The organism is Allokutzneria oryzae (assembly GCF_042429765.1).
Classification (GTDB): domain Bacteria; phylum Actinomycetota; class Actinomycetes; order Mycobacteriales; family Pseudonocardiaceae; genus Allokutzneria; species Allokutzneria oryzae.
This window is the reverse complement of the sequence record NZ_JBHLZU010000033.1, coordinates 98,323-119,422: the sequence shown is the minus strand read 5'-3', so window position 1 is coordinate 119,422 and position 21,100 is coordinate 98,323. Positions and strand designations below refer to the sequence as shown.

The 21,100-nt window shown below is 71.7% G+C and carries 21 protein-coding genes and 1 pseudogene; 15 read left to right on the top strand and 7 right to left on the bottom strand.

All coding sequences use genetic code 11. From position 1 onward, the window contains the following. Positions 1-137: 137 nt before the first annotated feature. From ACFFQA_RS35030 to ACFFQA_RS35020, 3 genes are all read right to left on the bottom strand, one after another. Positions 138-701, bottom strand: coding sequence for a YceI family protein (locus ACFFQA_RS35030; protein WP_377861727.1), 564 nt, complete (start codon positions 699-701; stop codon positions 138-140). A gap of 76 nt (positions 702-777) precedes the next feature. Further along, positions 778-1,704: an NAD-dependent epimerase/dehydratase family protein gene (locus ACFFQA_RS35025; RefSeq protein WP_377861724.1), complete on the bottom strand. Its 927-nt coding sequence runs from the start codon at positions 1,702-1,704 to the stop codon at positions 778-780. Between the two features lie 121 nt (positions 1,705-1,825). After that, complete coding sequence (locus ACFFQA_RS35020; protein ID WP_377861722.1) at positions 1,826-2,197, bottom strand: STAS domain-containing protein; 372 nt, start codon at positions 2,195-2,197, stop codon at positions 1,826-1,828. Positions 2,198-2,377: 180 nt separating this feature from the next. Here ACFFQA_RS35020 and ACFFQA_RS35015 point away from each other — a divergent pair, with 180 nt between their 5' ends. From ACFFQA_RS35015 to ACFFQA_RS34985, 7 genes are all read left to right on the top strand, one after another. Then, entirely contained in the window at positions 2,378-3,238 is an 861-nt protein-coding gene (locus tag ACFFQA_RS35015) for an STAS domain-containing protein (RefSeq protein WP_377861719.1), read from the top strand. Further along, positions 3,235-3,612, top strand: a complete 378-nt coding sequence (locus tag ACFFQA_RS35010; protein ID WP_377861717.1) for an STAS domain-containing protein — start codon at positions 3,235-3,237, stop codon at positions 3,610-3,612. The genes ACFFQA_RS35015 and ACFFQA_RS35010 overlap by 4 nt, the downstream gene beginning before the upstream one ends. Then, a complete protein-coding gene (locus tag ACFFQA_RS35005) occupies positions 3,609-4,028 on the top strand; it encodes an anti-sigma regulatory factor (protein ID WP_377861714.1) in 420 nt (139 codons plus the stop codon). The genes ACFFQA_RS35010 and ACFFQA_RS35005 overlap by 4 nt, the downstream gene beginning before the upstream one ends. Next, the gene (locus tag ACFFQA_RS35000) at positions 4,025-5,029 is read left to right on the top strand and encodes an anti-sigma regulatory factor (protein WP_377861712.1); all 1,005 of its coding nucleotides are present in this window, start codon (positions 4,025-4,027) and stop codon (positions 5,027-5,029) included. The genes ACFFQA_RS35005 and ACFFQA_RS35000 overlap by 4 nt, the downstream gene beginning before the upstream one ends. Beyond that, the gene (locus ACFFQA_RS34995; RefSeq protein ID WP_377861709.1) at positions 5,026-6,549 is read left to right on the top strand and encodes a PP2C family protein-serine/threonine phosphatase; all 1,524 of its coding nucleotides are present in this window, start codon (positions 5,026-5,028) and stop codon (positions 6,547-6,549) included. Before ACFFQA_RS35000 ends, ACFFQA_RS34995 begins: the two co-directional genes overlap by 4 nt. A gap of 4 nt (positions 6,550-6,553) precedes the next feature. After that, complete coding sequence (locus ACFFQA_RS34990) at positions 6,554-6,949, top strand: ATP-binding protein (protein WP_377861706.1); 396 nt, start codon at positions 6,554-6,556, stop codon at positions 6,947-6,949. 104 nt (positions 6,950-7,053) lie between these two features. Next, positions 7,054-8,955, top strand: coding sequence for a vWA domain-containing protein (locus tag ACFFQA_RS34985; protein WP_377861703.1), 1,902 nt, complete (start codon positions 7,054-7,056; stop codon positions 8,953-8,955). A 1-nt stretch (position 8,956) separates the two neighbouring features. Here the strand turns inward: ACFFQA_RS34985 and ACFFQA_RS34980 are convergent, their stop codons facing one another. Continuing rightward, complete coding sequence (locus ACFFQA_RS34980; RefSeq protein ID WP_377861700.1) at positions 8,957-10,072, bottom strand: PP2C family protein-serine/threonine phosphatase; 1,116 nt, start codon at positions 10,070-10,072, stop codon at positions 8,957-8,959. 162 nt (positions 10,073-10,234) lie between these two features. Between ACFFQA_RS34980 and ACFFQA_RS34975 the strand changes: the two genes are divergently transcribed. Further along, positions 10,235-10,702: a MarR family winged helix-turn-helix transcriptional regulator gene (locus tag ACFFQA_RS34975; RefSeq protein WP_377861698.1), complete on the top strand. Its 468-nt coding sequence runs from the start codon at positions 10,235-10,237 to the stop codon at positions 10,700-10,702. 169 nt (positions 10,703-10,871) lie between these two features. On the opposite strand, the gene ACFFQA_RS34970 is transcribed toward ACFFQA_RS34975, so the two are convergent. After that, positions 10,872-11,342, bottom strand: coding sequence for a hypothetical protein (locus tag ACFFQA_RS34970; RefSeq protein WP_377861695.1), 471 nt, complete (start codon positions 11,340-11,342; stop codon positions 10,872-10,874). A 185-nt stretch (positions 11,343-11,527) separates the two neighbouring features. Between ACFFQA_RS34970 and ACFFQA_RS34965 the strand changes: the two genes are divergently transcribed. Then, positions 11,528-12,520, top strand: a complete 993-nt coding sequence (locus tag ACFFQA_RS34965) for a penicillin-insensitive murein endopeptidase (protein ID WP_377861692.1) — start codon at positions 11,528-11,530, stop codon at positions 12,518-12,520. A 1-nt stretch (position 12,521) separates the two neighbouring features. Here the strand turns inward: ACFFQA_RS34965 and ACFFQA_RS34960 are convergent, their stop codons facing one another. After that, on the bottom strand, positions 12,522-12,980 hold the full coding sequence (locus tag ACFFQA_RS34960) for a MarR family winged helix-turn-helix transcriptional regulator (RefSeq protein WP_377861690.1): 459 nt from the start codon (positions 12,978-12,980) through the stop codon (positions 12,522-12,524). 83 nt (positions 12,981-13,063) lie between these two features. Here ACFFQA_RS34960 and ACFFQA_RS34955 point away from each other — a divergent pair, with 83 nt between their 5' ends. Beyond that, positions 13,064-13,684 (top strand): hypothetical protein, encoded by a 621-nt coding sequence (locus tag ACFFQA_RS34955; RefSeq protein ID WP_377861688.1) that lies wholly within the window; start codon positions 13,064-13,066, stop codon positions 13,682-13,684. A 10-nt stretch (positions 13,685-13,694) separates the two neighbouring features. Here the strand turns inward: ACFFQA_RS34955 and ACFFQA_RS34950 are convergent. Beyond that, positions 13,695-15,449 (bottom strand): annotated as a pseudogene (locus tag ACFFQA_RS34950) (glycogen debranching N-terminal domain-containing protein); the annotation flags it as partial. A 221-nt stretch (positions 15,450-15,670) separates the two neighbouring features. Between ACFFQA_RS34950 and ACFFQA_RS34945 the strand changes: the two are divergent. The 5 genes from ACFFQA_RS34945 to ACFFQA_RS34925 all read left to right on the top strand — a co-directional run bounded on the left by ACFFQA_RS34945 (position 15,671) and on the right by ACFFQA_RS34925 (position 21,000). Next, a complete protein-coding gene (locus ACFFQA_RS34945; protein WP_377861685.1) occupies positions 15,671-16,684 on the top strand; it encodes a LacI family DNA-binding transcriptional regulator in 1,014 nt (337 codons plus the stop codon). A gap of 1 nt (position 16,685) precedes the next feature. After that, positions 16,686-17,918, top strand: coding sequence for a sugar ABC transporter substrate-binding protein (locus ACFFQA_RS34940; RefSeq protein ID WP_377861682.1), 1,233 nt, complete (start codon positions 16,686-16,688; stop codon positions 17,916-17,918). Then, the gene (locus ACFFQA_RS34935) at positions 17,915-18,946 is read left to right on the top strand and encodes a carbohydrate ABC transporter permease (RefSeq protein WP_377861679.1); all 1,032 of its coding nucleotides are present in this window, start codon (positions 17,915-17,917) and stop codon (positions 18,944-18,946) included. Before ACFFQA_RS34940 ends, ACFFQA_RS34935 begins: the two co-directional genes overlap by 4 nt. Then, a complete protein-coding gene (locus ACFFQA_RS34930) occupies positions 18,943-19,767 on the top strand; it encodes a carbohydrate ABC transporter permease (RefSeq protein ID WP_377861675.1) in 825 nt (274 codons plus the stop codon). Before ACFFQA_RS34935 ends, ACFFQA_RS34930 begins: the two co-directional genes overlap by 4 nt. Before the next feature lie 480 nt (positions 19,768-20,247). Continuing rightward, the gene (locus ACFFQA_RS34925; protein WP_377861672.1) at positions 20,248-21,000 is read left to right on the top strand and encodes a phosphatidylglycerol lysyltransferase domain-containing protein; all 753 of its coding nucleotides are present in this window, start codon (positions 20,248-20,250) and stop codon (positions 20,998-21,000) included. The last annotated feature ends 100 nt before the right edge of the window (positions 21,001-21,100 follow it).

Below are 21,100 nucleotides of genomic sequence, written 5' to 3'. Positions count from 1 at the left end.
ACCGACGTGATCAGTGGCGTACATCGCTCACCTCTGGATGCGGATCTCGACTGGGTGCTGCCCCCGTTCTCTGGGACGGCGGCGGTCGGGATCCGTGACGTGACGCGAGCGGGTGACTACTTTCTGTCTGGGTAACTTCAGTCCTGGTCGGGCGCGTCCAGGGTGGCCTCGATGTCCAGGGTGATGGAGATCTGGTCGCTGACCAGCTGTCCGCCGCCGGGCAGCCGGGCGTCGAAGGTCAGCCCGAAGTCGCGCCGCCGGATCGTGGTGTGCGCGCTGAACCCGGCCCTGGTCCCGCCGTAGGGGTCGTCGATGATCCCGTTGAAGGTCAGCTTCAGCCGCACCGGCCTGGTCTGCCCGTGCATCGCCAGCTCGCCGTCGACCAGGAAGTCCGTGTCGTAGGGGTGCACCGCCGAGGAGCGGAACTCCATCGTCGGGAAGCGGTCGGACTCCAGGAACTCCGCCGAGGCCAGGCTCTTGTCCCGCTTGGCGTTGCCGGTGTCCAGCGAGGTGGCGTCGATGATCGCGCGCACCGCGGACTCCTCGACGGTCGCCCCGGTGAAGACCTTGCCGACGAACCGGCGGAACCGCCCGTGCACCCGGCCCACCGCCATGTGCCGCGCCGTGAACAGCACGCTGGAATGTTCCTGGTCGATCGACCAGAAGCCGCTGCGATAGCCCGCGACCGCCGGTGCCGTCATGATCTCCCACCCTTCGTTGCCGATGACCGCGAAGCCGGTGATCCTGGCGAAATCCCGCCACCCGCGCAAGGGTGGGTCAGACCGATCTCAGCTCGGTCCGGCACTGGTCGGCGACCAGCTGCTCCAGCGAGGAGTTCTGCGGCTGCCAGCCCAGCTTCCCGCGCAGCCGCCCGTTGTCGGCCATCAGCTTGCCCGCCTCGCCGGGGTGGGCCGGGTGGTGCGCCACCGGCAGCTTGCGGCCGGTGAGCCTGCGCGCGGTCTCCAGGATCGAGGACACGCTGGCCGGGGTGGCGCCGACGTTGAACACCCGGTGGGTGCCGGTCTCGCACTCCTCCAGGGACATCGTCACAGCCCTGGCCACGTCGGTGACGTGCACGAAGTCCCTGATCGCCGAGCCGTCGCCGTAGACGTCCACCCGCCGGGCCCGCCCGGCCGCGACCGCGGCCACCCTCGGGATGATCCGGGTGCCGTCCGGGTCGCCGGTCTCGCCGGACGCCCCGGCGATGTTGAAGATCCGCAGGCTGATCGCGCCGAGCTGGCCGGTCGCGCACTGCCACGCGATGGCCTGCTCGGCGGCGAGCTTGGAGGCGGCGTAGGGGTTGCGCGGGTCGGGCGGGGCGTCCTCGTCGACGGGCTGGCGCTTGGGCACCCCGTAGACGCTGCCGGTGGAGGCGAAGACCATCCGCGCGGGCAGGTCGGAGGTGGCCAGCGCCTCCATCAGGTTCAGCGTGCCCGCGACGTTGACGCGGAAGTACCTGGTCGGGTGCGCGAAGGCCTCGCGGACCCTGGTCAGCGCCGCCAGGTGCACCACGGCGTCGACGTCGGCGGTCGCCAGCACCAGCGAGTGGAAGTCCAGCAGGTCCCCGCGCCGCCACTCCACCCGCGCGAAACCCCGTGGCTGGTGCCGGTGCACCAGCCCGACGACCTCGTGCCCTTCGGCGTCGAGCTGCCGCACCGCGGCCCGACCCAGGTAACCGCTCGCCCCCGTGACGAGAACCCGCATGACATTTCCCCGCAAACACCCGAGGCGCTCCCGACAGCGCCGTCAGGCGAGTATGCCCGTCGCGGGGAACCGGTTTGGAACCACCCGTCGCCGGGGAAAACCGCGGCGCGTGGAGCGGATCTCAGGCCGGGCTGTCGGTCACGGTGAACAGCGTGGTCACGCCCGCGATCTCCAGGATGCGCAGCGCGTACTTGCTCAGGTGGGTCAGCACCAGCTCGCCACCGGACTCCTGCGCGGCCTCGCGGGCGCGCACCAGGGAGCTCAGGCAGGCGGAGTCGAAGAAGGAGACGCCGGCGAAGTCCACGGTCAGCCGCGTGGCCCCGGCCGCGAGCAGGCGCGCGACCTCGGCGTCCAGCTGCGGGGCGCCCGCGTAGTCGATCTCCCCGACGAGCTTGATCCGGCCGGTGGTCCCATCGACCTCGCCGTGCACGGAGCTGCCGGTGCCCGCCTCACCAGCGTCGCTCACCGGCTGCGTGGGGTTGTTGCTCGTCATCCTGGACTCCCGCAGAGATCGTCGTCGGCCGCGCAGCGCGCGCCCGAGTGGCACGGTAGTAAACCCGCTTCACTTCTACAGTGGTGACCCGGCGGGACCGCGTTGAACCCCGGTGAGCCACCCCCAATATGTTTGTCTCTGGGCAAACATACCGCCGTCCGTAGCGAGGCAGGACATCTCATGAGTGAACAGCGCCATTCCGGGGCCGAGGTCGCGACGTTTCTGGCCAGCCAGGAGGCCGAGATCATCGCCGTCTGGGAGCGGCTGCCGTTCTTCGACTCCGGCGACGGCGACATCGCCCAGGTCCGCCGCGACTGCGCCGCCGTGCTCCACGCGCTCGCCGAGGCGGTGCGCACCGGGGACGAGGACGACCCGGCCGCGACCCCGTTCAACTCCCTGCGCGGGCTGTTCATCGAGCTCGCGGGCCGCCGCACCCGCCTCGGCGACTCGGCCAACGAGATCGCCGTCGAGGTCGGCAGGCTGAAGACCCCCGTGGTCCGGCTGTGGAAGGCCGCTGGCGGGCACCGCGGCGTCGAGGAGACCGCGCTGCTGGTCGACGCGCTCGGCACGCTGCGGGTGGCCGTGATGGAGACCGCCATCGCCACCAGCGCCGAGCTCATCCGGCAGCAGCAGGAGCAGCTGCTGGAGCTGTCCACCCCGGTGATCCGGCTCTGGCGCGGCATCCTGGCGGTCCCGCTGATCGGCACCCTGGACAGCGCGCGCAGCCAGATCGCCATGGAGAGCCTGCTGCAGGCCATCGTCGACCAGGGCGCCGAGGTGGCGATCCTGGACATCACCGGCGTCTCGATGGTCGACACGATGGTGGCCCAGCACCTGCTCAAGACCGTGATGGCCGCCCGGATGATGGGTGCGGAGTGCATCATCAGCGGCATCCGGCCGCAGATCGCGCAGACCATGGTGCAGCTGGGCATCGACCTGGAGGAGGTCACCACCCGCGCGGGCCTCGCCGACGCGCTGGCCTTCGGGCTGGCGAAGGTGGGCTACCAGGTCACCGCCCCGACCGGCGCGATCGGCCGATGAACGCCCTCCCGCTGCTGCGGATCGGCGACATCCTGCTGGTCAGCATCCAGGTCGAGCTGCACGACGAGCTGGCGCTGCGGTTCCAGCGCGAGCTCGCCGAGAAGGTCGCCGACGAGGGCATCCGCGGCGTGATCATCGACATCTCCGCGCTGGAGATCGTCGACTCCTTCCTGGGCAGGGTGCTGCACGACATCGCCGCGACCACCTCGGTGCTGGCCGCGCGCACCGTCGTGGTCGGCATGCGCCCCGCCGTGGCGATCACCCTGGTGGAGCTCGGGCTGTCGCTGCACGGGCTGCGCACCGCGCTCAACGTCGAGGCCGGCCTGCGTCAGCTGGGCATCCGCCGGCTCGACGTGTCGGGGGAGGCGAGGTGAGCCGAGTCCTGGCGGCGCACACGATGCCGATCAGGTCCGAGGGCGACATCGTCGGAGTCCGCCAGCTGGTCCGCGAGCACGGGGCCGCGGCGGAGCTGTCGCTGATCGAACAGACCAAGCTGGTGACGGCGGCGAGCGAGCTGGCCCGCAACACGCTGCTGCACGGTGGCGGGGGCGAGGCGCGGGTGCAGACCGTCGAGGAGGACGGCAGGCGCACGATCCGGCTCACCTTCGTCGACTCCGGTCCCGGCATCGCCGACCTGGAGCGCGCGCTGGCCGACGGGTTCACCACGGCGGGCGGGCTCGGCCTCGGGCTCGGCGGCTCGCGCAGGCTGGCCAACGAGTTCGAGATCGACTCCGCGCCCGGCGAGGGCACCACCGTCACCGTCTGCTTCCACGCGCGGTCCCGAAGGTGAGCGAGCGGCGGCTGGACATGCGGGTGCACGAGCCCAGCCACGTCGGCAGGGCCCGCGCGCTGGCCACCGAGGCGGCCCAGCGCGCCGGTCTCGGCGAGTCCACTGTGGAGCGAGTGGCGCTCGGCGCCAGCGAGCTGGCGAGCAACCTGGTCAAGCACGCCACGGACGGGATGCTGCTGGTGCGGCACTCGCCGGGCAGGCTGGACCTGGTCACCGTCGACCGGGGACCGGGCATGCGCGATCCCCGGCGCTGCCTCGTCGACGGCTTCTCCACGGCGGGCAGCATGGGCACCGGCCTCGGCGCCGCCCGCCGCGCCGCCGACACCTTCGACCTGTACTCGTTGCGGGGCAAGGGAACCGCGGTGCTCGCCCGGTGGCTCGAAGCGCCGGCGGAGCCCGGACCCGTCGGGCTGACGCTGCCCGCTCCCGGAGAGTCCGCGTGCGGTGACGGGTGGGCGGTGCGGGGCGGTGCGGACGAGGACGTGCTCACCGCCGTGCTCGTCGACGGCTCCGGGCACGGCGAGGCTGCTGAGGCCGCCGCCGCGAGCGCGCTGCGCGTCGTCGAGGAGCACCCGGAAGCGTTGCCGCTGGACCTGCTGGAGCTGATGGGCGTGCGCATCGCGCCGACCAGGGGAGCGGCCGTCGCTGTCGTCCACATCGACCGCGCCACCCGGGTTCTCCGGTTCGCCGGGACCGGCAACATCGTCGTGCGCGTGCACGAGCCAGGGGTCGAGCGCGCCGTCCAGCTGGTGTCCTCACCTGGCATAGTCGGACACCGTGCACAACGTCATCGGCCGGTGGAGACGCTGCGCCAGTGGACGGCGGACTCCATGGTGATCATGAACACCGACGGGATCAACCAGCGGTGGTCGCTCGCCGACTGGCCGGGCGTGCGCGCCCACGACCCGCTGGTGCTCAGCGCCCTGATCCTGTGGCAGGCCAACAGGTTGCGGGATGACGCCGGGGTGCTCGTGCTGGGCGGGACAGGTGGGGCGCCATGACGTCGATGAGGACCGAGCTGCTCTCGCAGCGCGTCGGCACCGAGGCCGACGCCCGGCGGTTGCGCGAGTCGCTGCTGCGGCTGCTCGCGCAGTTGCCCGTCGACGGTGTGGACCGCGCGGAGCTGCTCGTCGCGGTCGGCCGCGTGCTGCGGGGTCTCGTCCGGGTCGGCGGCGGCGTGGTGACGGTCGCGGTGGAGGACGTGCCGGAGGGCACGACGATCCCGCTGCCGGGCTCGCGGCCGGAGCAGGTCACCGACGACACGCTGCTCGCCCCGCTGCTCGCGGTGATCGCCGAGCAGCGCAAGGTGCTGGACTGGCACCAGACCGAGCTGCAGCAGACCAACGCGGGCCTGCTCGCCCTGCACGCGGAGCTGGAGCAGCAGCGGCGGAGGTTGACCTTCCTCGACCAGATCAGCCGGATGCTGGTCACCTCGCTGGCCGAGGACGAGGTGCTGCACCGGCTCGTGCAGCACCTGGTGCGCGCGGGCTTCGCCGAGACCGCGACGTCGTGGGTGCCGGTGGAGGACGTGCTGTCCTGCGCGGCGACCACCTCCGACGACATCCCGAGGATGCCGCCGCCGGAGGTCGTCGCCGCGGCGCGGACGCATCGCGCGCACAGGGGCTCCGCAACCCTGGCGCTGCCCTTCCTCGTCGGCACGCAGTGCCTGGGCGTGCTGGAGCTCCGCAGGGCGGGGCTGGACTACGACGAGGACGAGCGCGAGCTCGGCAACCACGTGGCGAGCAGGGCGGCCGTGGCGCTGCGCAACGCCCGCGAGTACGAACGCGAACGGGACCTCGCCGAGACGCTGCAACGCGCGATGCTCCCCACGCTGCCGCGGTCACCTGGCATCCGCGTCTGCGCGCGCTACCGCCCGGCCTCGCGCGGCGTCAACGTCGGTGGCGACTGGTACGACGCGTTCGTCCGGCCCGACGGGCGGGTGGTGCTCACCGTCGGCGACGTCACCGGACACGGCATCGACGCCGCGTTGATGATGGGCCAGCTGCAGAAGGCGCTGCGCGCCTACGCGATCGAGGGCCACGGTCCCGCCGCCACGCTGCGCCTGGTGCACCAGCTGATGCGCACCCAGCAGACGACCCTGTTCGCCACGGCGGTGATCGCCGAGCTCGATCCGGGCACCGGTGCGCTCCGCTGGGCGGGAGCCGGGCACCTGCCGATGGCGTTGCGGGCGGCGGACGGGACGGCCGAGCTGCTCACCGACCGCCAGGCGCCGTTGCTCGGGGTGCCGATGAACAAGATCGATCCACCGGAGCACTCGACCGTGGTCGAGGCGGGTGGGGCACTGTTGCTCTACACCGACGGGCTGGTCGAAAGGCGGCATTACGACATCGATACCGGCCTGAGACGTTTGGTCGACGCCTTCGCTGCCGATCCAGGTGTTCAAGGGGAGACGTTGGTCAGGTCCATGCTCGCCGATCTGCTGACGGACAGTCGACACGAGGACGACATGTGTCTTCTGCTGTGCGAGCGGGTGGCACCTGATAGCCCGGATACGGAGTGAGTGAGTGCCAGAGGCAGCGAGTTCGGAGTCCACGCGGACAGTCGTCCGGTTGCCGCTCGAACCTGGGTCCTGTGCCACGGTCCGGGCGTTCGTGACCACCGTGCTCTGCGGCTGGGGCATGCCGGACGACCTGGTGCGCGACGCCGTCCTGGTGGCCAACGAGCTGGTCGCCAACGCCGTCGAGCACGGGGCGGGGCCGGTGTGGTTCGGGCTGAGCCGTGACAGGACCGGCATCCGGCTGGAGACCGGCGACGGCGGTGCGGAGCGGCCGAGGCTGCGCAGCACCGGACCGGCCGACGAGCGGCACCGCGGCTTGGTGATCGTCGCCGCGCTGAGCACCGACTGGGGGACCGAGTACGGGCCGGATGGCAAGGTCGTCTGGACCCAGATGAGCGCCTGAGCAGGATCTTTTTCGGTCGGAAATTATTCGTTAACAGGTGGAACCATGCTGTTTGCGGGTGCGTCCGAGGGGCGTTGGTCCGTCCGAGGAAGTGGGAGAACACGTTGAGGTTCACGAGGCTGCTCGCCGCCGCGGTGACAGGGGTGGCCGCGCTGTCCCTGGCGGCCGTGCCCGCGGCCGCGCACGACCAGGAGTACGCGCCGACCATGCTGGTCCTGGACGCGTCCGGGTCGATGAAGCAGGCCGATCCGGGCGGCGGGACCAAGATGGACGCCGCCAGGACCGCGATGCGGACCCTGATCACAGCGGCCCCGGACGAGTCGAAGGTCGGCCTGACCGTTTACGGCACCGGCACGGGCTCGTCGGACGCCGAGAAGGCCGCGGGCTGCCAGGACGTCAAGGTGCTCCGTGCCGCGGACACCATCGACAAGGGCGGGTTGACCGCCGCCGTGGACGGGGTGACGCCGAAGGGCTACACGCCGATCGGGACGGCGCTGCGCAAGGCGGCCGACTCCCTGCCGAAGTCGGGACCGCGGTCGATCGTGCTCGTCTCCGACGGTGAGGACACGTGCGCGCCGCCGGAGCCCTGCGAGGTCGCCAAGGAGCTCAACCAGCAGGGCGCGAAGATCGTGATGCACGCGGTCGGGTTCGGCGTTGATGCCAAGGCGCGCAAGCAGTTGACGTGCATCGCCCAGAACACCGGTGGCACTTACACCGACGCGCCGGACGGCAAGTCCCTGGAGCGCGTGCTGCCGCGCGTGACCGCGACCGCGCTGCGCAACTACAAGCCCTCCGGCACGCCGATCACCGGTACCGCCACCTACGACACCGCGCCCGTCGCGGCACCGGGGCAGTACCTGGACACGATCGGGCAGAAGGAGAAGCGCTACTACGCGGTGGACGTGCCGCAGGGCGCGACCGCGTACTTCAGCGGCACCCTGTCCTTCCCCCGTGTGCGCAACGACAACCCCAACGGCGACACGAGCTCGCTCAACGTGCGCGTCTACGGTGCCGATGGGGCGGACTGCCACCAGTTCGACTTCGAGTCGGTGGTCAACTCCAGCCACGGTGCGGCCCTGACCGTCGCCAAGACCTGGGACGGCGCGACCAAGCAGAAGACGGGTTCTGTTTCCGGTGACAAGTGCAAGGGCGGCGGTCGCTACTACTTCGCGCTGGAATGGAGCGGTGTCGCCAACGGCATGCCGGAGCGGCTGCCGATCGAGCTGCTGGCCGGAGTCGAGCCCGCGGTCACCGACGCCGGTCCGCCCGCGGCGACCACGATGGCGGCCTTCACCGAGCCGAACGGTGCCAAGACGCCGGTGACCGGCGGTGGTTCGTTCAACGTCGCGGGCACGCTGGGCGGCTCCGGCAGCTACACCGACACGCTGCAACGCGGCGAGTTCGTCTTCTACCGCGTGAAGGTCGACTGGGGGCAGGGACTGGCCTACCGCGTGCACTACGCCGAGACCGGCAACCGCGGCTTGGAAAGCCTGTCCAACGCCACCACCACGCTGTACACGCCGTTCCGCGAGGAGCTCGACCACAACTTCACCAGCTACACCGGCTCGGCCACCGTCATGCCCACCGGCAAGCCCGCGCTCGCCACGCTTCCGGTGCGCTACAACAACCGCGCGTCCGAGGACACCAAGGCCCGCAACCAGAGCGTCGCGGGTTGGTACTACATCGCCGTGAAGCTCGGGCCGACCCGTGACGGCGGCTCCACGAACCCGGTGCCGATCCGGCTCGACGTCACGCTGACCGGCGACGCCGAGCCGGGACCGGCCTACGCCTTCGGGTCCGCCGACGCGCAGCGGAACGGGACGTTCGGCGAGGGCGGGGTGCCCGCGTCCGGTGGCACCGACCAGCCCGCTGAGGTCGGCACCACCGCCACCGCGACCAACAGCGCGGTGTCCACGAGCGGCTGGGTGGTCATCGCGGTGGCCGGTGGTGTCGTGCTGCTGGCCCTGGTCCTCGGTGGGGTGCTGCTGCGTCGTCGCCGGGCGTGACTCAGGCGGGGCGGCCCCGCCAGTCGAGGCAGACCGCGACGGCGTCGTCGTCGAGGTCCGCCTCACCGCCGAACTCGTGCAGGTCGGCCATGATCGCCCGGACCGCCTCCGGCGGGGAGACCGCCCGGGTGGCGGCCAGCGTCAGCGCCAGCTGCTCCTCGCCGAACCTGCGCTCGCCGACCGCCGCCTCGTGGACCCCGTCGCTGACGATCACCAGCCGGTCGCCGGGCAGCAGGTCGAAGTGCTGCTCCAGGTAGTCGGTGCTGTCGAACATGCCCAGCGGCAGCTGCGGCTCCAGCCGCACGTCGGCGACCTCCTCGCCGCGGATCCGCCAGATCTGCGGCGAGCCCGCGTCGATCACCGCGAGCCGCCCGGACGCCAGCTCGATCCGCAGCAGCAGGGTGGACACGTGCTGCTTGCCGCCGTACTGCGCCCAGATCGCCTGGTCGGCGAGGGCGGCCTGGTCGGCGAGGTCCACCCCGGCGCGGCGGGCGTTGCGCAGCGCGTGGATGGCCAGGCTGGTCAGCAGCGCCGCGTCCACGCTCTCGCCCATGCCGTTGGTGACCGCGATGGTCAGGTGCTCGTCGTCGGCGCTCCAGTCGAAGTTGTCGCCCCGCACCGCGTAGGCGGGCTCCAGCTGGCCGGCGAGGCTGAACTCCGCGCTCTCCAGGCAGCGGCCCGGCAGCAGGTCCCACTGCATCTCCGCGGCCAGGGTGAGCCGCTCGGTGCGGCGGGCCCTGCGGAAGCGGTCGGTGACCACCTCCGCCGCGATCAGCGCCTGCCCGCTGAGCTCGGCAAGCTCGGCCAGTTCGGCCGCGGTCGCCTCGTCCGGCGCGGTCCCCGGCCGCCAGCGCAGCCGCAGCACGCCGAGCCGGTCGCCGCGCACGCTGATCGGCAGGTAGTGGAACTCCCCGTCGAGCACCGGCCTCTGCTGGGAAAACGCCGTGCCCGCCGCCGAGGAGGTCACGGGCAGGCCCTCGCCGTCGCGGTCGAGGATCGGCTCCAGGGCCGACATCCGGTAGTCGGCCAGGTACACCTCGGCTTCCGCCACCCCGTAGTGGGTGTGGAGAATGTCCCCCAGGACGTTGCCGAGGCTGTGCGCGGGCGCGCGCACCATGGCACGCTCAGCGACAGCTAGCCGATGGGTCGGATGCAACAGGTCCTCCCGAAGCTCCGGGCGCGGAGGGAACGGCCCTGCCCGGGACCGCTGTACTTGGATGATGCCCCACACGCGGGGCGGATATGTCGACGCTTCTCGTCAGAGCGGAGTATGGCGCTGGTGCGGCACCCCAACCACCTGCCGGCCGATGTCGCGGCCGCGGTGGAGGCTGCCGCCGAAGCGCTGGTGATCGTGTGGGGGCGCGGCTCCGAACGGTTGCACCCGAAGGTTTCCCCGTCGCAGCTGCGCGCCCTGCTCGTGGTGGAGCAGCACGGCGCGATCAACCTCGGCGGCCTGGCGGAGGAGCTCGGCGCGATCCCGTCCTCGGCGAGCAGGCTGTGCGACCGGTTGCAGGCGGCCGGCCTGCTGGCGCGCACCACGGGCCCCACCGACCGCCGCGAGGTGTCGCTGCGGCTGACCAAGGACGGCCAGCGCCTGTTGGAGGAGCTGCGGCTCACCCGGCGCGAGGAGCTCGGCGTGGTGCTGGAGGCGATGCCCTCGCAGGCCAGGGAGGCGCTGCTGGCCGGGCTGGACGCCTTCCGCGTCGCCTCGGTGCGGAGCGGGCTGCGCAGCGGGGAGACCGGGTAGCGCGGTGAGAGGGCGGCAGCGGCCGACAGACCGGTGCCCAGCCGCGCGCAGCCTCGACATTCCGCCAGCCTCCAGAAGGTGTTTGTCGTAGGGCAAGAATTCTAGCGAGCGACAGTTGCCCTTGTGCAAGTAGTCGCCCCAGGTCCTGCCCCACGCGCGCGGACGCGGGTCAGGAGGTGGGGGCGACCACGCCGGGTGTGGTGGTGGGGCCGGTGGTGGCGGGGCCCGTGGTCGCGGGTGTGGTGGTGACCGGGAGCGCTCCGGTCGTCGTGGCCGCTGGGGTCTCCGGGGCGGGAGCCGGAGGGATCAGGGTCGGCACGATCGTGGGGATGGGCAGCAGGACCGGGGACGGGCTCGGCGTGACCACGGTGGTGCCGTCGACGACCGTGGTGCTCGGGACCAGGCTCACCGAGGTGGGGCGGCCCGGCTGGAACTCCATCGGGCGGCCGTCCGGGTTGGTCTCCCAGCGCTGTCCCGGCTCGCCCGCACCGGGCTGCGGCACCTCCGCGCCCGTGCCGCCGGGAGCACCGGTCGAGGCGAACTGGTCCGAGAGGACGACGCTGAGGATCACCGCGATGGCGGCGGAGGTGGCCGTGGCCAGCGACCAGACGGGGAACGGCAGGCGGGGCCGCTGCTGCACAACAACTCCTTGTCATGGCGCGGCACGCCGCCGCGCATAGCTCCCCGAACCGCGCCGACATGTAACCACCACGAATGGTCGGCCTCCGAATCCATTCATTCTTCCGAGTGGTTCGCGTGAACCCTTGCCCGTCTCTGTGACTCGTGGGAAAAATTCTGACAAATTTCGAGGAACGGAGACCGTTCATGTCGACCCTGCTGCTCAGAAGTGCGTCACGACTGGTCAGATGCCTGGTTGCCGGGGCAGCCGCGGCGCTGGCGCTCGGACTGGTGACACCGACGGCTGTGGCGTACTCCGGTGCGTTCGACCCGACCCAGAGCGTCGGCAACCGCGGTGTCGACGTCACCGCGTTGCAGTACCTGCTGCGTCAGCACGGTCACGCCACCGCGGTCGATGGAGTCTTCAGCGCCGACACCGCCACGGCCGTGAAGGCCTTCCAGCGGGCGAAGTCGCTGCCCGTCAACGGCATCGTCGGCGAGAAGACCTGGGGCGCGCTGGTGGTCCAGGTGCGTGAGGGCGACAAGGGCGACGCCGTGTCCGCGCTGCAGGCCGAGCTCAACAGCAAGCGCACGCTCTCGCTCGGGGTCACCGGCACCTTCGACGCCGCGACCAAGCAGGCGGTGACCAGCTTCCAGTCCCACGCCGGCATCGGCGCTGACGGGGTCGCAAGCCCGCAGACCTGGAAGAACCTGTTGTGGCACTTCAGCTACCCGGACTTCGGCGCCGGGTTGTGCGACAAGGACCCGGACGGCAACGGCACCGCGAACTGGGGCACCGGCGCGGCGATCGCGCAGCTGGAGGCCGCGGCGCGGAGCTTCGCCGAGACCAAGCAGGGCAAGATCCCGGTCGGTGACATCGCCTTCGAGCACGGCGGCGCCATCAAGGGCCACGCCAGCCACCGCGTCGGCCTGGACGCCGACATCTGGCCGATCCGCACCGACAGCGCCCAGTGCACCGCGGGCCGGATCACCTGGGAGTCCCCGACCTACGACCGCTCCGCCACCCGGCAGCTGGTCAAGGCGATCAAGGCCGCGGCGCCCGGCCACGTGAAGGTGGTCTGGTTCAACGACCCCGTCCTGATCAAGGAGGGCCTGACCCGGCCGCTGGCCAACCACTCCAACCACCTGCACGTGCGGTACTGCGAGAACGGCCACCCCAACGCCAGCTACCGCTGCTGAGTCACTTCAGGTGCCGGTATCCGGGGTGCACGCCTGGAAGGAGGCCGTGCGCCCCGGACAGCCGTTCCAGCAGCCGCGCGAGCACGTCGCGCTCGTCCTGCGACAGCGGCGCGCAGATCTCCTCGTCGTGCTCAACCGAGGTCACCATCGCCTGGCGGAGCGCCTTGCCGCCCTTCTCCGTCAGGTGCAGCGCGTACGCCCGGCGGTCCTTGGGGTTGCGCCTGCGTTCGACCAGACCCCGCTCCTGCAGGTCGTCCACGAAGGACACCATGCGGCTCGGGATGACGCCCATGCGCTCGCCCAGCTCCTGCTGCGAGGGGCCGTCGGCCGCCGCGATCATCCGGAGCAGGCCGACGTGCTTGGGCTCCAGGTCCAGCGGGCGCAGCCGCTCGGCGAAGCGCCGCGCCCCGTGCGCCCCCAGCTGGCTGAGCAGGAACGCCACGCCCCTCGGTGTGTCCATACCCGAACACTACCGCTGAGAAATCATTCAGTGTGTGAATGGTTTCGTGGTTGAAGTCGGAGGGCGGACGAAGGGACGAGCACGTGAAAGGCCAGTTCAAACCCCGTACGCGCAAGCTCGCGCTGCTCGTGCACGTGGTGTTCGGCGTGGCGTGGATCGGATTCGAGGTCATGGTGATCGTGCTCGCACTCGCGGGCATCACCGCAGAGAACCCGCGGGTGCTGCACGCCGCCTACGTGGTGCTCGGCGAGTTCGGCCCGTCGCTGTACGCACCGTTCAGCCTCGGCACCCTGGTCAGCGGTGTCGTGCTCTCGCTGGGCACGCACTGGGGCCTCGTCAGGCAGTACTGGGTGATCGCGAAGCTGGCGATCAACCTGGCCACGGTGCTCGGCGGGAACCTCCTCATCGCCGCACTGCTGCGGCAGTCGGCCGAGCGCGTGATGGCCGTGCCGATCGACTCGCTCGACGCCGCGGCCGTCGGCTCGATCCAGTACTCCCTGCTGGCCAACGCGATCGTGGTGACCACTTTGCTGCTCGTCGCGACGGTGCTGTCGTACTACAAGCCCTGGGGCAAGGTCAGGCGAGCACGTGTCGCGCCCAGGGCTGCCCGAGCGGATGCTGTTGTCCCGCGAGGAAACCCGCGACCGCGACACCAGCGGCGGCTGACCACGCCTGTGGGCGGCACGCCGCCGGGTAGGCCGTGACCGGGTCGCCGGCGGCCGCGCTGTCGCCGCCGTAGAGCTCCGGCAGCCGGTAGTCGAACGCCTCGCCCGCCGCGAGGAGCCCCCGCGCGAGCACGCGGGCACGTTCCTCGTGGCCCTCGGCGACCAGGCCGAGGACCGCGATCGCGGTGTCGTGCGGCCAGACGCTGCCGCAGTGGTAGCTCAGCGGGTTGTACCCGGCAGTGTCCGAGGACAGCGTGCGCAGCCCGTAGCCGGAGCTCATGTCCTGACGCACCAGGATCTCCGCGACGAGCTCGGCCTCCTCGGGGGACAGGATGCCGGTGCCGAGCAGGTGCCCCATGTTCGACGAGGGCCCGGAGACCGCGCGCTTGCGCCCGTCCAACGCGATCGCTGGGTAGCTGCCGAACCTGTCGGTCACCCAGAACGCGGCGCGGAACCGCTCGCGCAATGCCGCCGCCCAGTCGCGCCACCCCTGACCGCCCGGCACGTCCAGCGCGTCGAGCAGCTCCGCCCCGCCGAGCGCGGCGGCGTGGGCGTAGCCCTGGACCTCGCACAGCGCGAGCGGCCGGTCGGCGATCCGGCCGTCGCCCCAGCGCACTCCGTCCGAGGAGTCCTTCCAGCCCTGGTTGGCAAGGCCCGCGCCGTCGGAGCCCGCGTACTCGCAGAACCCGTCGCCGTCGGCGTCGCCAGGACCGGCGATCCACTCCAGCGCGGCGACGAGGTGCGGCATCAGCGGCCGGACGCGTTCGACGTCCGGCTCGGCCCGCCACAGGTCGTGCAGCAGGCAGACCCACAGCGCCGTCGCGTCGACGCTGCCGTAGTACAGCGGTGGCAGGGTCAGTCCGGGAAGCGTGAGCTCACCGCGCCGGACCTCGTGCAGGATCTTGCCGGGCTGCTCCTCGGTAGCGGGGTCATCGCGCCTGCCCTGCCGTGCGGCGAGCGCCCACAGCGTGCCCAGTGCCAGGTCGCGGTTGTGCGGCAGCAGAAGCCTTGCCGCCCACAGGGAATCACGGCCGAAGAGGGTGAAGAACCACGGGCTGCCCGCGGCGAGGAACGCCGCTCCCGGCTGCTGGGGGTCGGCGAGCAGCAGGCCGTCGAGGTCGGCGAGGCCGCGCTCGGCCAGCTTCGCCGCCCGGTGGTCGGCGGGCACGGCCGAAGACCCGTGGTCGAGCACGGGCAGGCGCAGCGGGGCCAGTCTCGGCGGCCGCGCGGGCCTGCGCGGGAGGAAGCCCTCCGCGCCTTCTTCGAACGCGGTCACCACGAGTGCCGTCTCCCAGCTCGCGCCGGGAGCGAGCCGGACGTCCCACGTGAGCACCGCACTGTCCACTGTGGAGCTGATCTCGGATGCTCGGTCTGCTCGCAGCACGACGCGGCAGCCGTCGCCGTCCCACTGCGCCGAGGAGCTCGCCGTGCTCGGGGTGACCGGCCGCGGCACCGCGCCCGACTTGACCCCGGTGACCGCGGCGAGGTCGGTGGCCGCGACGATCCGGACCGTCGCTTCGACCACGGTGGCCCCGGAGTTGACCAGCTCGAAGCGCTCGACGAGGTCGCAGTCGGTGAGCCTGCGCCGGCGCCGCAGGCGCAGCTTCGGGTCGGCGGAGGGCTCGCCGAGGCCGCGCAGCACGCCGAGGAAGCGCGCGCTCTCCGCCTCCTCGGCCCGGTGGGCGACCCCGGTCGGGGCGACCTCGTCGACGTCGATCTCCAGCCGGGACAGCATCCGGCGGTCGTCGCGGTAGAAGCCCTGCGCGCCGTCGGCCCGCAGCTGCCCGTCGGTCTGGCCGAGCACCGCGGACGGTGCGCGCAGCACCGTCACGAGCTCGTGCAAGGTCGGTTGCAGGTACACCCGGTCGGCCACGGCCAGCTCCCTCGCTCTTGACAAATCCAGTGACGCGGTTCACTCTTCCGCGCCATATGAACGTTCAAATCGCGCCAAGCGGGCCTGTTTGAACGTTCATATGGCCGGTGCGACACAGTGTGGCATCCCCACCGGCGATCAAGGGAGAGCGGATGAGCGGCAATCGTGACGGGGCGACCCTGGAGCAGGTGGCGGCGCGTGCCGGGGTGTCCCGGCAGACGGTGTCCAACGCGCTCAACGCCCCGCAGCGGCTGCACCCGGACACGCTGGACCGCGTCCGCGCGGTCATCGAGGAGCTGGGCTACCGGCCCAACCGCAACGCGCGCGGCCTGCGGACCCGGAGCACCGGGATGATCGGCTACCGGATGACCCCGCGCGACCGGGGAGTCCTCACGCCGTTGATGGACGACTTCCTGCACGCGCTGTGCGCCGCGGCCGAGGCGCGGGACCGGCACATCCTGCTGTTCACCGCGCCGCTCGGCGAGCCCGGCCTCGCGGTCTACGACGACCTGCTCGCCCAGCGCGCGGTGGACGCTTTCGTGCTCGCGGAGACGGTGGTCGACGATCCGCGTCCCGGCTGGTTGGCGAAGCGCGGTGTGCCCTTCGCCGCCTTCGGCCGCACCTGGTCCCCCGGTCAGGCCGGGCCGTGGGTCGATGTGGACGGCGCGCACGGCATGCGCGAGGTGGTCCGGCACCTGCACTCCCTCGGGCACCGCCGCATCGGCTTCCTCGGCTGGCGGCAGGGCGACGGGGTCGGTGACGACCGGCTGCGCGGCTGGACCGAGGAGTGCACCCGGCTCGGTATGTCCACAGAGGACGGACTGGTTGTTCGTGGTGCCAACACGATCGAGGCCGGCCGCCGCGGTGCCGCCGTGCTGCTGGACGCCGAGGAGCAGCCAACGGCGCTGGTCGCGGTGAGCGACGCCGTCGCGCTCGGCGCGCTCGCGCTGCTCGCGGAGCGCGGGGTACCCGCTGGGTCGGGCGTCGCGGTGACCGGCTTCGACGACAGCCCTCTCGCCGCGGCCACCCTGCCCGGCCTCACGAGTGTGCGACAGCCCGTCGAGCGGATCGCCGACCAGGTGCTGTCGTTGCTGGACAACACATCCGAGACGGGATCGCTGCTGCGCCCCGAGCTGGTGGTGCGAGCGAGTAGCGAGAGGAGATGAGATGAACGGACGACGGCGCCGCATCGGGGCGGCGCTGGCGGCGACACTGGTGCTGGCGGGCTGCGGCGAGGGGTTCGACGACGTGCCGGGCCAGCGGGCGGGCGGACCCGCGACCCTCCAGGTGCTGCTCGGTTCGACCGGCGGCGCGGAGCTGGAGGCGACCGGTTCGATCATGCGGACCTGGGCGGAGCGCACCGGCAACAAGGTGAACGTGGTGGCCGCGGCCGACCTGCCGCAGCAGCTCGGGCAGGGCTTCGCCGGGGGTAGCCCGCCGGACGTGTTCGTGCTGGAGCCCGGCGCGTTCTCCCGCTACGCGGGGCCGGGGGCGCTGCACAGCTACGGCGACCGGCTGCCGGGAGCGGACGACATCTTCCCCACCCTGAGGTCGATCTTCACCCACGACGGCAAGTTCGTCTGCGCCCCCAAGGACTTCTCCACCCTGGCCCTGGTGATCGACACCGAGGCGTTGGCGGCCGCCGGGCTCTCCGACGCCGACCTGCCCCAGGACTGGGACCAGCTGGAGGCCGTCGCGAAGCGGCTGACCACGCGGGAGCGCAAGGGCCTGGTCCTGATGGACGACGTGGACCGCATCGGCGCGTTCTTCCGGCAGGCGGGCGGCTGGCTGGTGGACCCGAGCGGCAAGAAGGCCACTGTGGACAGTCCGCAGAACCTCCAGGCGTTGCGGTACGTCCAGCGGCTGCTGCGCTCGGGCAGCACGGCCTTCGCCAAGCAGGTCGACTCCGGGTGGAGCGGCGAGGCCCTCGGCAAGGGAAGCGCGGCCATGGTGATCGAGGGCAACTGGGTGATCGGCGCGCTGGCCAAGGACTACCCGCAGCGCAAGTGGCGCGCGGTCGAGCTGCCGCGGGGCCCTGGGGGCAAGGGCACGCTGGCGTTCACCAACTGCTGGGGCATCCCCACCGCCAGCAAGAACCGGCAGGCGGCGGAGAGCCTGGTCACCTACCTCACCGACGTCTCGCAGCAGACCACGCTCGGCGAGGGTTTCGGCGTCATCCCCTCGCGCCGCGTCGCCGCGGGCCTGTTCGGCCGCGCGCACCCGGAGCAGCAGGCATTCCTGGCCGGGGCGGAGTACGCGCAGGGCGAGCCCACCGCGAAGGGCCTGGAGTCGGTGTTGAAGGACTTCGACGCGCAGCTGCTCGGCCTCAGCGGCGGCGCCGACCCGAAGGCGATCCTGGAGTCCACGCAGCGCAACGCCGAACAGGTGCTCGGCCGGTGAGCGGGCTTACGGCGAAGCGGCGGGAGGCGGTCGCCGGGTGGTTGTTCGCCGCGCCCGGGATCGCGCTGCTCGTGGTGTTCGTGCTGCTGCCGATGGGGCTGGCGTTGTGGGTCAGCGTGCTGGACTGGGACGGCACCTACAGCCCGCTGTCCGGCAAGGCTCCCGTGGTGGGGCTGGACAACTACGCCGCGCTGCTGACCGAGGACGGCTTGGCGCGCAGGGACTTCGCGCTCAGCGTGCGCAACACCTTCTACTTCGTCGCCATCGCCGTGCCCACGCAGACCCTGCTCGCGCTCGGGCTGGCCGTGGTGGTGCACAACCGCGCCCTTCGCGGGCGGGGGTTCTTCCGCGCCGCGTTCTACTTCCCTTCCGTCACCAGCTCCGTGGCGGTCTCGGTGGTGTTCCTCTTCCTGTTCGCCGGTTCCGGCGCGGTCAACACGGTGCTCGGCTTCTTCGGCGTTGACGGGCCGACGTGGTTCGCCGACCCGCGCGGCGTGGTGCACGAGGTGCTCGGCTGGCTGGGGATCGCCGACCCGTCCGCCCCGCCCGCGTTGCTGACCGGAACCCGGCTGTGGGGGCTGTCGGTGTGGGAGTGGCTGTCCGGGCCGTCGGTGGCGATGAGCGCCGTGACGCTGCTGGTCGTCTGGACGACCTCCGGCAGCTACATGCTGATCTTCCTGGCGGCGTTGCAGAACCTGCCGGAGGACGTGCTGGAGGCGGCCGACGTGGACGGCACGACCCGCTGGCAGCGCTTCACCAGGGTCACCGTGCCGATGCTGATGCCGACGGTCTTCCTGGTGCTGACCATGGGCCTGATCGGCAGCTGGCAGGTCTTCGACCAGATCTACGTGATGGGCCAGGGCAACCCGGCCAAGACCACGCTGACCCCGGCCTTCCTGTCCTACCAGCGGTCCTTCGCGGAGGGCTCCTACGGCCTCGGCGCGGCGATCGCCTTCCTGCTCTTCGCCATCATCGTCGCCCTGACCTGGGCGCAGCGCCGCCTGCTCAGGGACGGGAGGACCTCATGAGACGCGCGCTCGGCCACGCGGTGCTGCTGCTCGGCGCGGTCTGCTACCTGGGGCCGTTCCTGATCCAGCTGGCCACCACCTTCAAGACCGACGCGGACGCCGTCGCCAACCCGCTGTCCCTGGTCCCCGACCCGGTCACCACGGAGTCCTACCAGCGCGTGGCGGCCGACCCGGCCGTGGACGTGCCCCGCTGGCTGACCAACTCGGTGCTGGTGACGGTGTGCGTGACCTTCGGCCGCCTGCTGGTCGACGCGCTGGCGGGCTACGCCCTCGCGCGGCTGCGCTGGCCGGGGCGCGGGCTGGTCTTCTCCGGCGTGCTGGCCCTGGCGGCCGTCCCCGCCGTGGTGCTGCTGATCCCGAAGTTCCTGCTGCTGCGCCAGTTCTCCCTGTACAACTCCTACCTGGGCATGATCCTGCCGCTGGTCACCGACGCGATCGGCATCTTCCTGCTCAAGCAGGCCTTCGAGCAGGTCCCCCGGGAGGTGGAGGAGGCGGCCCGCATCGACGGCGCGGGCGTGGTGCGCACCTGGTGGAACGTCGTGCTGCCGATGGTCCGCCCGGCACTGGCCACCCTGGCGGTGCTGGCCTTCCAGAGCTCGTGGAACGAGTTCGCCCACTTCCTGGTGTCCACATCGGACTCCCGGTACGAGACCCTCACCCTGGGCCTGGCCCGGCTGGTCAGCGGGGCGCTCGGCGAGGGCCAGCAGCTCCCGCTGAAGCTGACGATCGCCCTGGTCTCCACGCTCCCGGTGGCCCTGGTCTTCCTGCTCACCCAACGCCACTTCATCCGCAACCAGCTGGGCGGCGCCGTCAAGGGCTGACAGCAAGTCCACTGTGGACGTACAAGCGCACGTCACAGCCCGATGCTGGTCAACTCACAACGAAGCCACGCAGAGAACGCAAGAAGCCCGAACCGTGGGGGCGTGGGGGGCTCGGCCCCCCAACATGATGAGGACACCGGGAAGGTCGCCAGAGGCGACCGAACACGGCAGAGGAAGTGGTCGGCGGTAGGTCGCCTCTCGGCGGATGGCCCGATGTGGCTCCTGCGTCACCGGTATTCCACAACGGCCGAAGGGGTGAGGCCCGGGGGACACGTACGCGCCGACCACTTCCGCCACCGATGGTGCCACGACCGGTGTTGGTCTGTCTCCACGCACTTTCCGGCATGGCGAAGCAGAAGAGTGATACCGGCGGGTAGTGCATGAGCACCGCTGCCCGGTCGGGTCGCACGGGTTGCCCGGTGCCAGACCCGCCAGCACGATCGAGTCACGATTTCGGGTGGCTGCGGCGGGGAGTTGCGGGTGGCGGCGAAGGTACGGGACCTCACCGAGGCGTGGACGGCGTTGGCGACGCGGCCGCGGTCGCAGCTGCTCGTGGCGCTGCCCCTGTCGCTGTGGGCGCTGGTGTGGGTCGGCGGGCAGTTCGTGGAGGGTGGGGCGCGGTGGTCGCCGCTGGACGTGGTGCGGTCGGTGACCGGGAGGTTCGGAGCGCCTGACCCCGGGTGGCTGGCCGCGGTCACCGCCTGGCTGCGGGAGCCGGAGCACCAGCAGCTGCTGGGGTGGGTGGCCGTGTGCGCCGGGTTGCTGTGGGCGGCGACCAGCGAGCGGGCCCAGGTGCCAGCGCTGGCCGGGTGGCTGGTGCTCATGGTGGCGGGGGAGGGCATCGGGTACGGGCCCGCGGTGCTGCGGGCCGGGTGCGCCCTCGTCGGCTTCGTCACCCTGTTGGCCCTGCTCTCGGTACCCAATCGTGGCCGCATGATCGTCCGCCGGGTCCGGTTGTTGCCCAGGGACGTGCTGCGCGCCGGGGTGATGGCGGCGGCGCTGTCGCTGATGGTCCCGCTGCTGGCGCCCGGCCTCGCGCTCGCCCGGTTGCTGCGGCCCTACCTGACCCGGCCCGCGCGGCCGGACCCGAGCCGCCCCGGTGTCGCCGTGACGGGGGACCGGGCGCCCGCACGGGGTGTCATCCCGCCTCCCCGGATCGAAGGACACCCGCCCCAGGCAACGGCGGGATCTCCGGGGCGTCACGGTCGTGGGCGCGTTGAGATGTCCGAGTGACAACGATCATGGCACGTAACCATCCCGGTGACCGCGCCCGTGCGCCTCCCACCTGCGGCAACCGTCCACCGTCACGCTACGTCCCTCAGGCGTCCCCCGA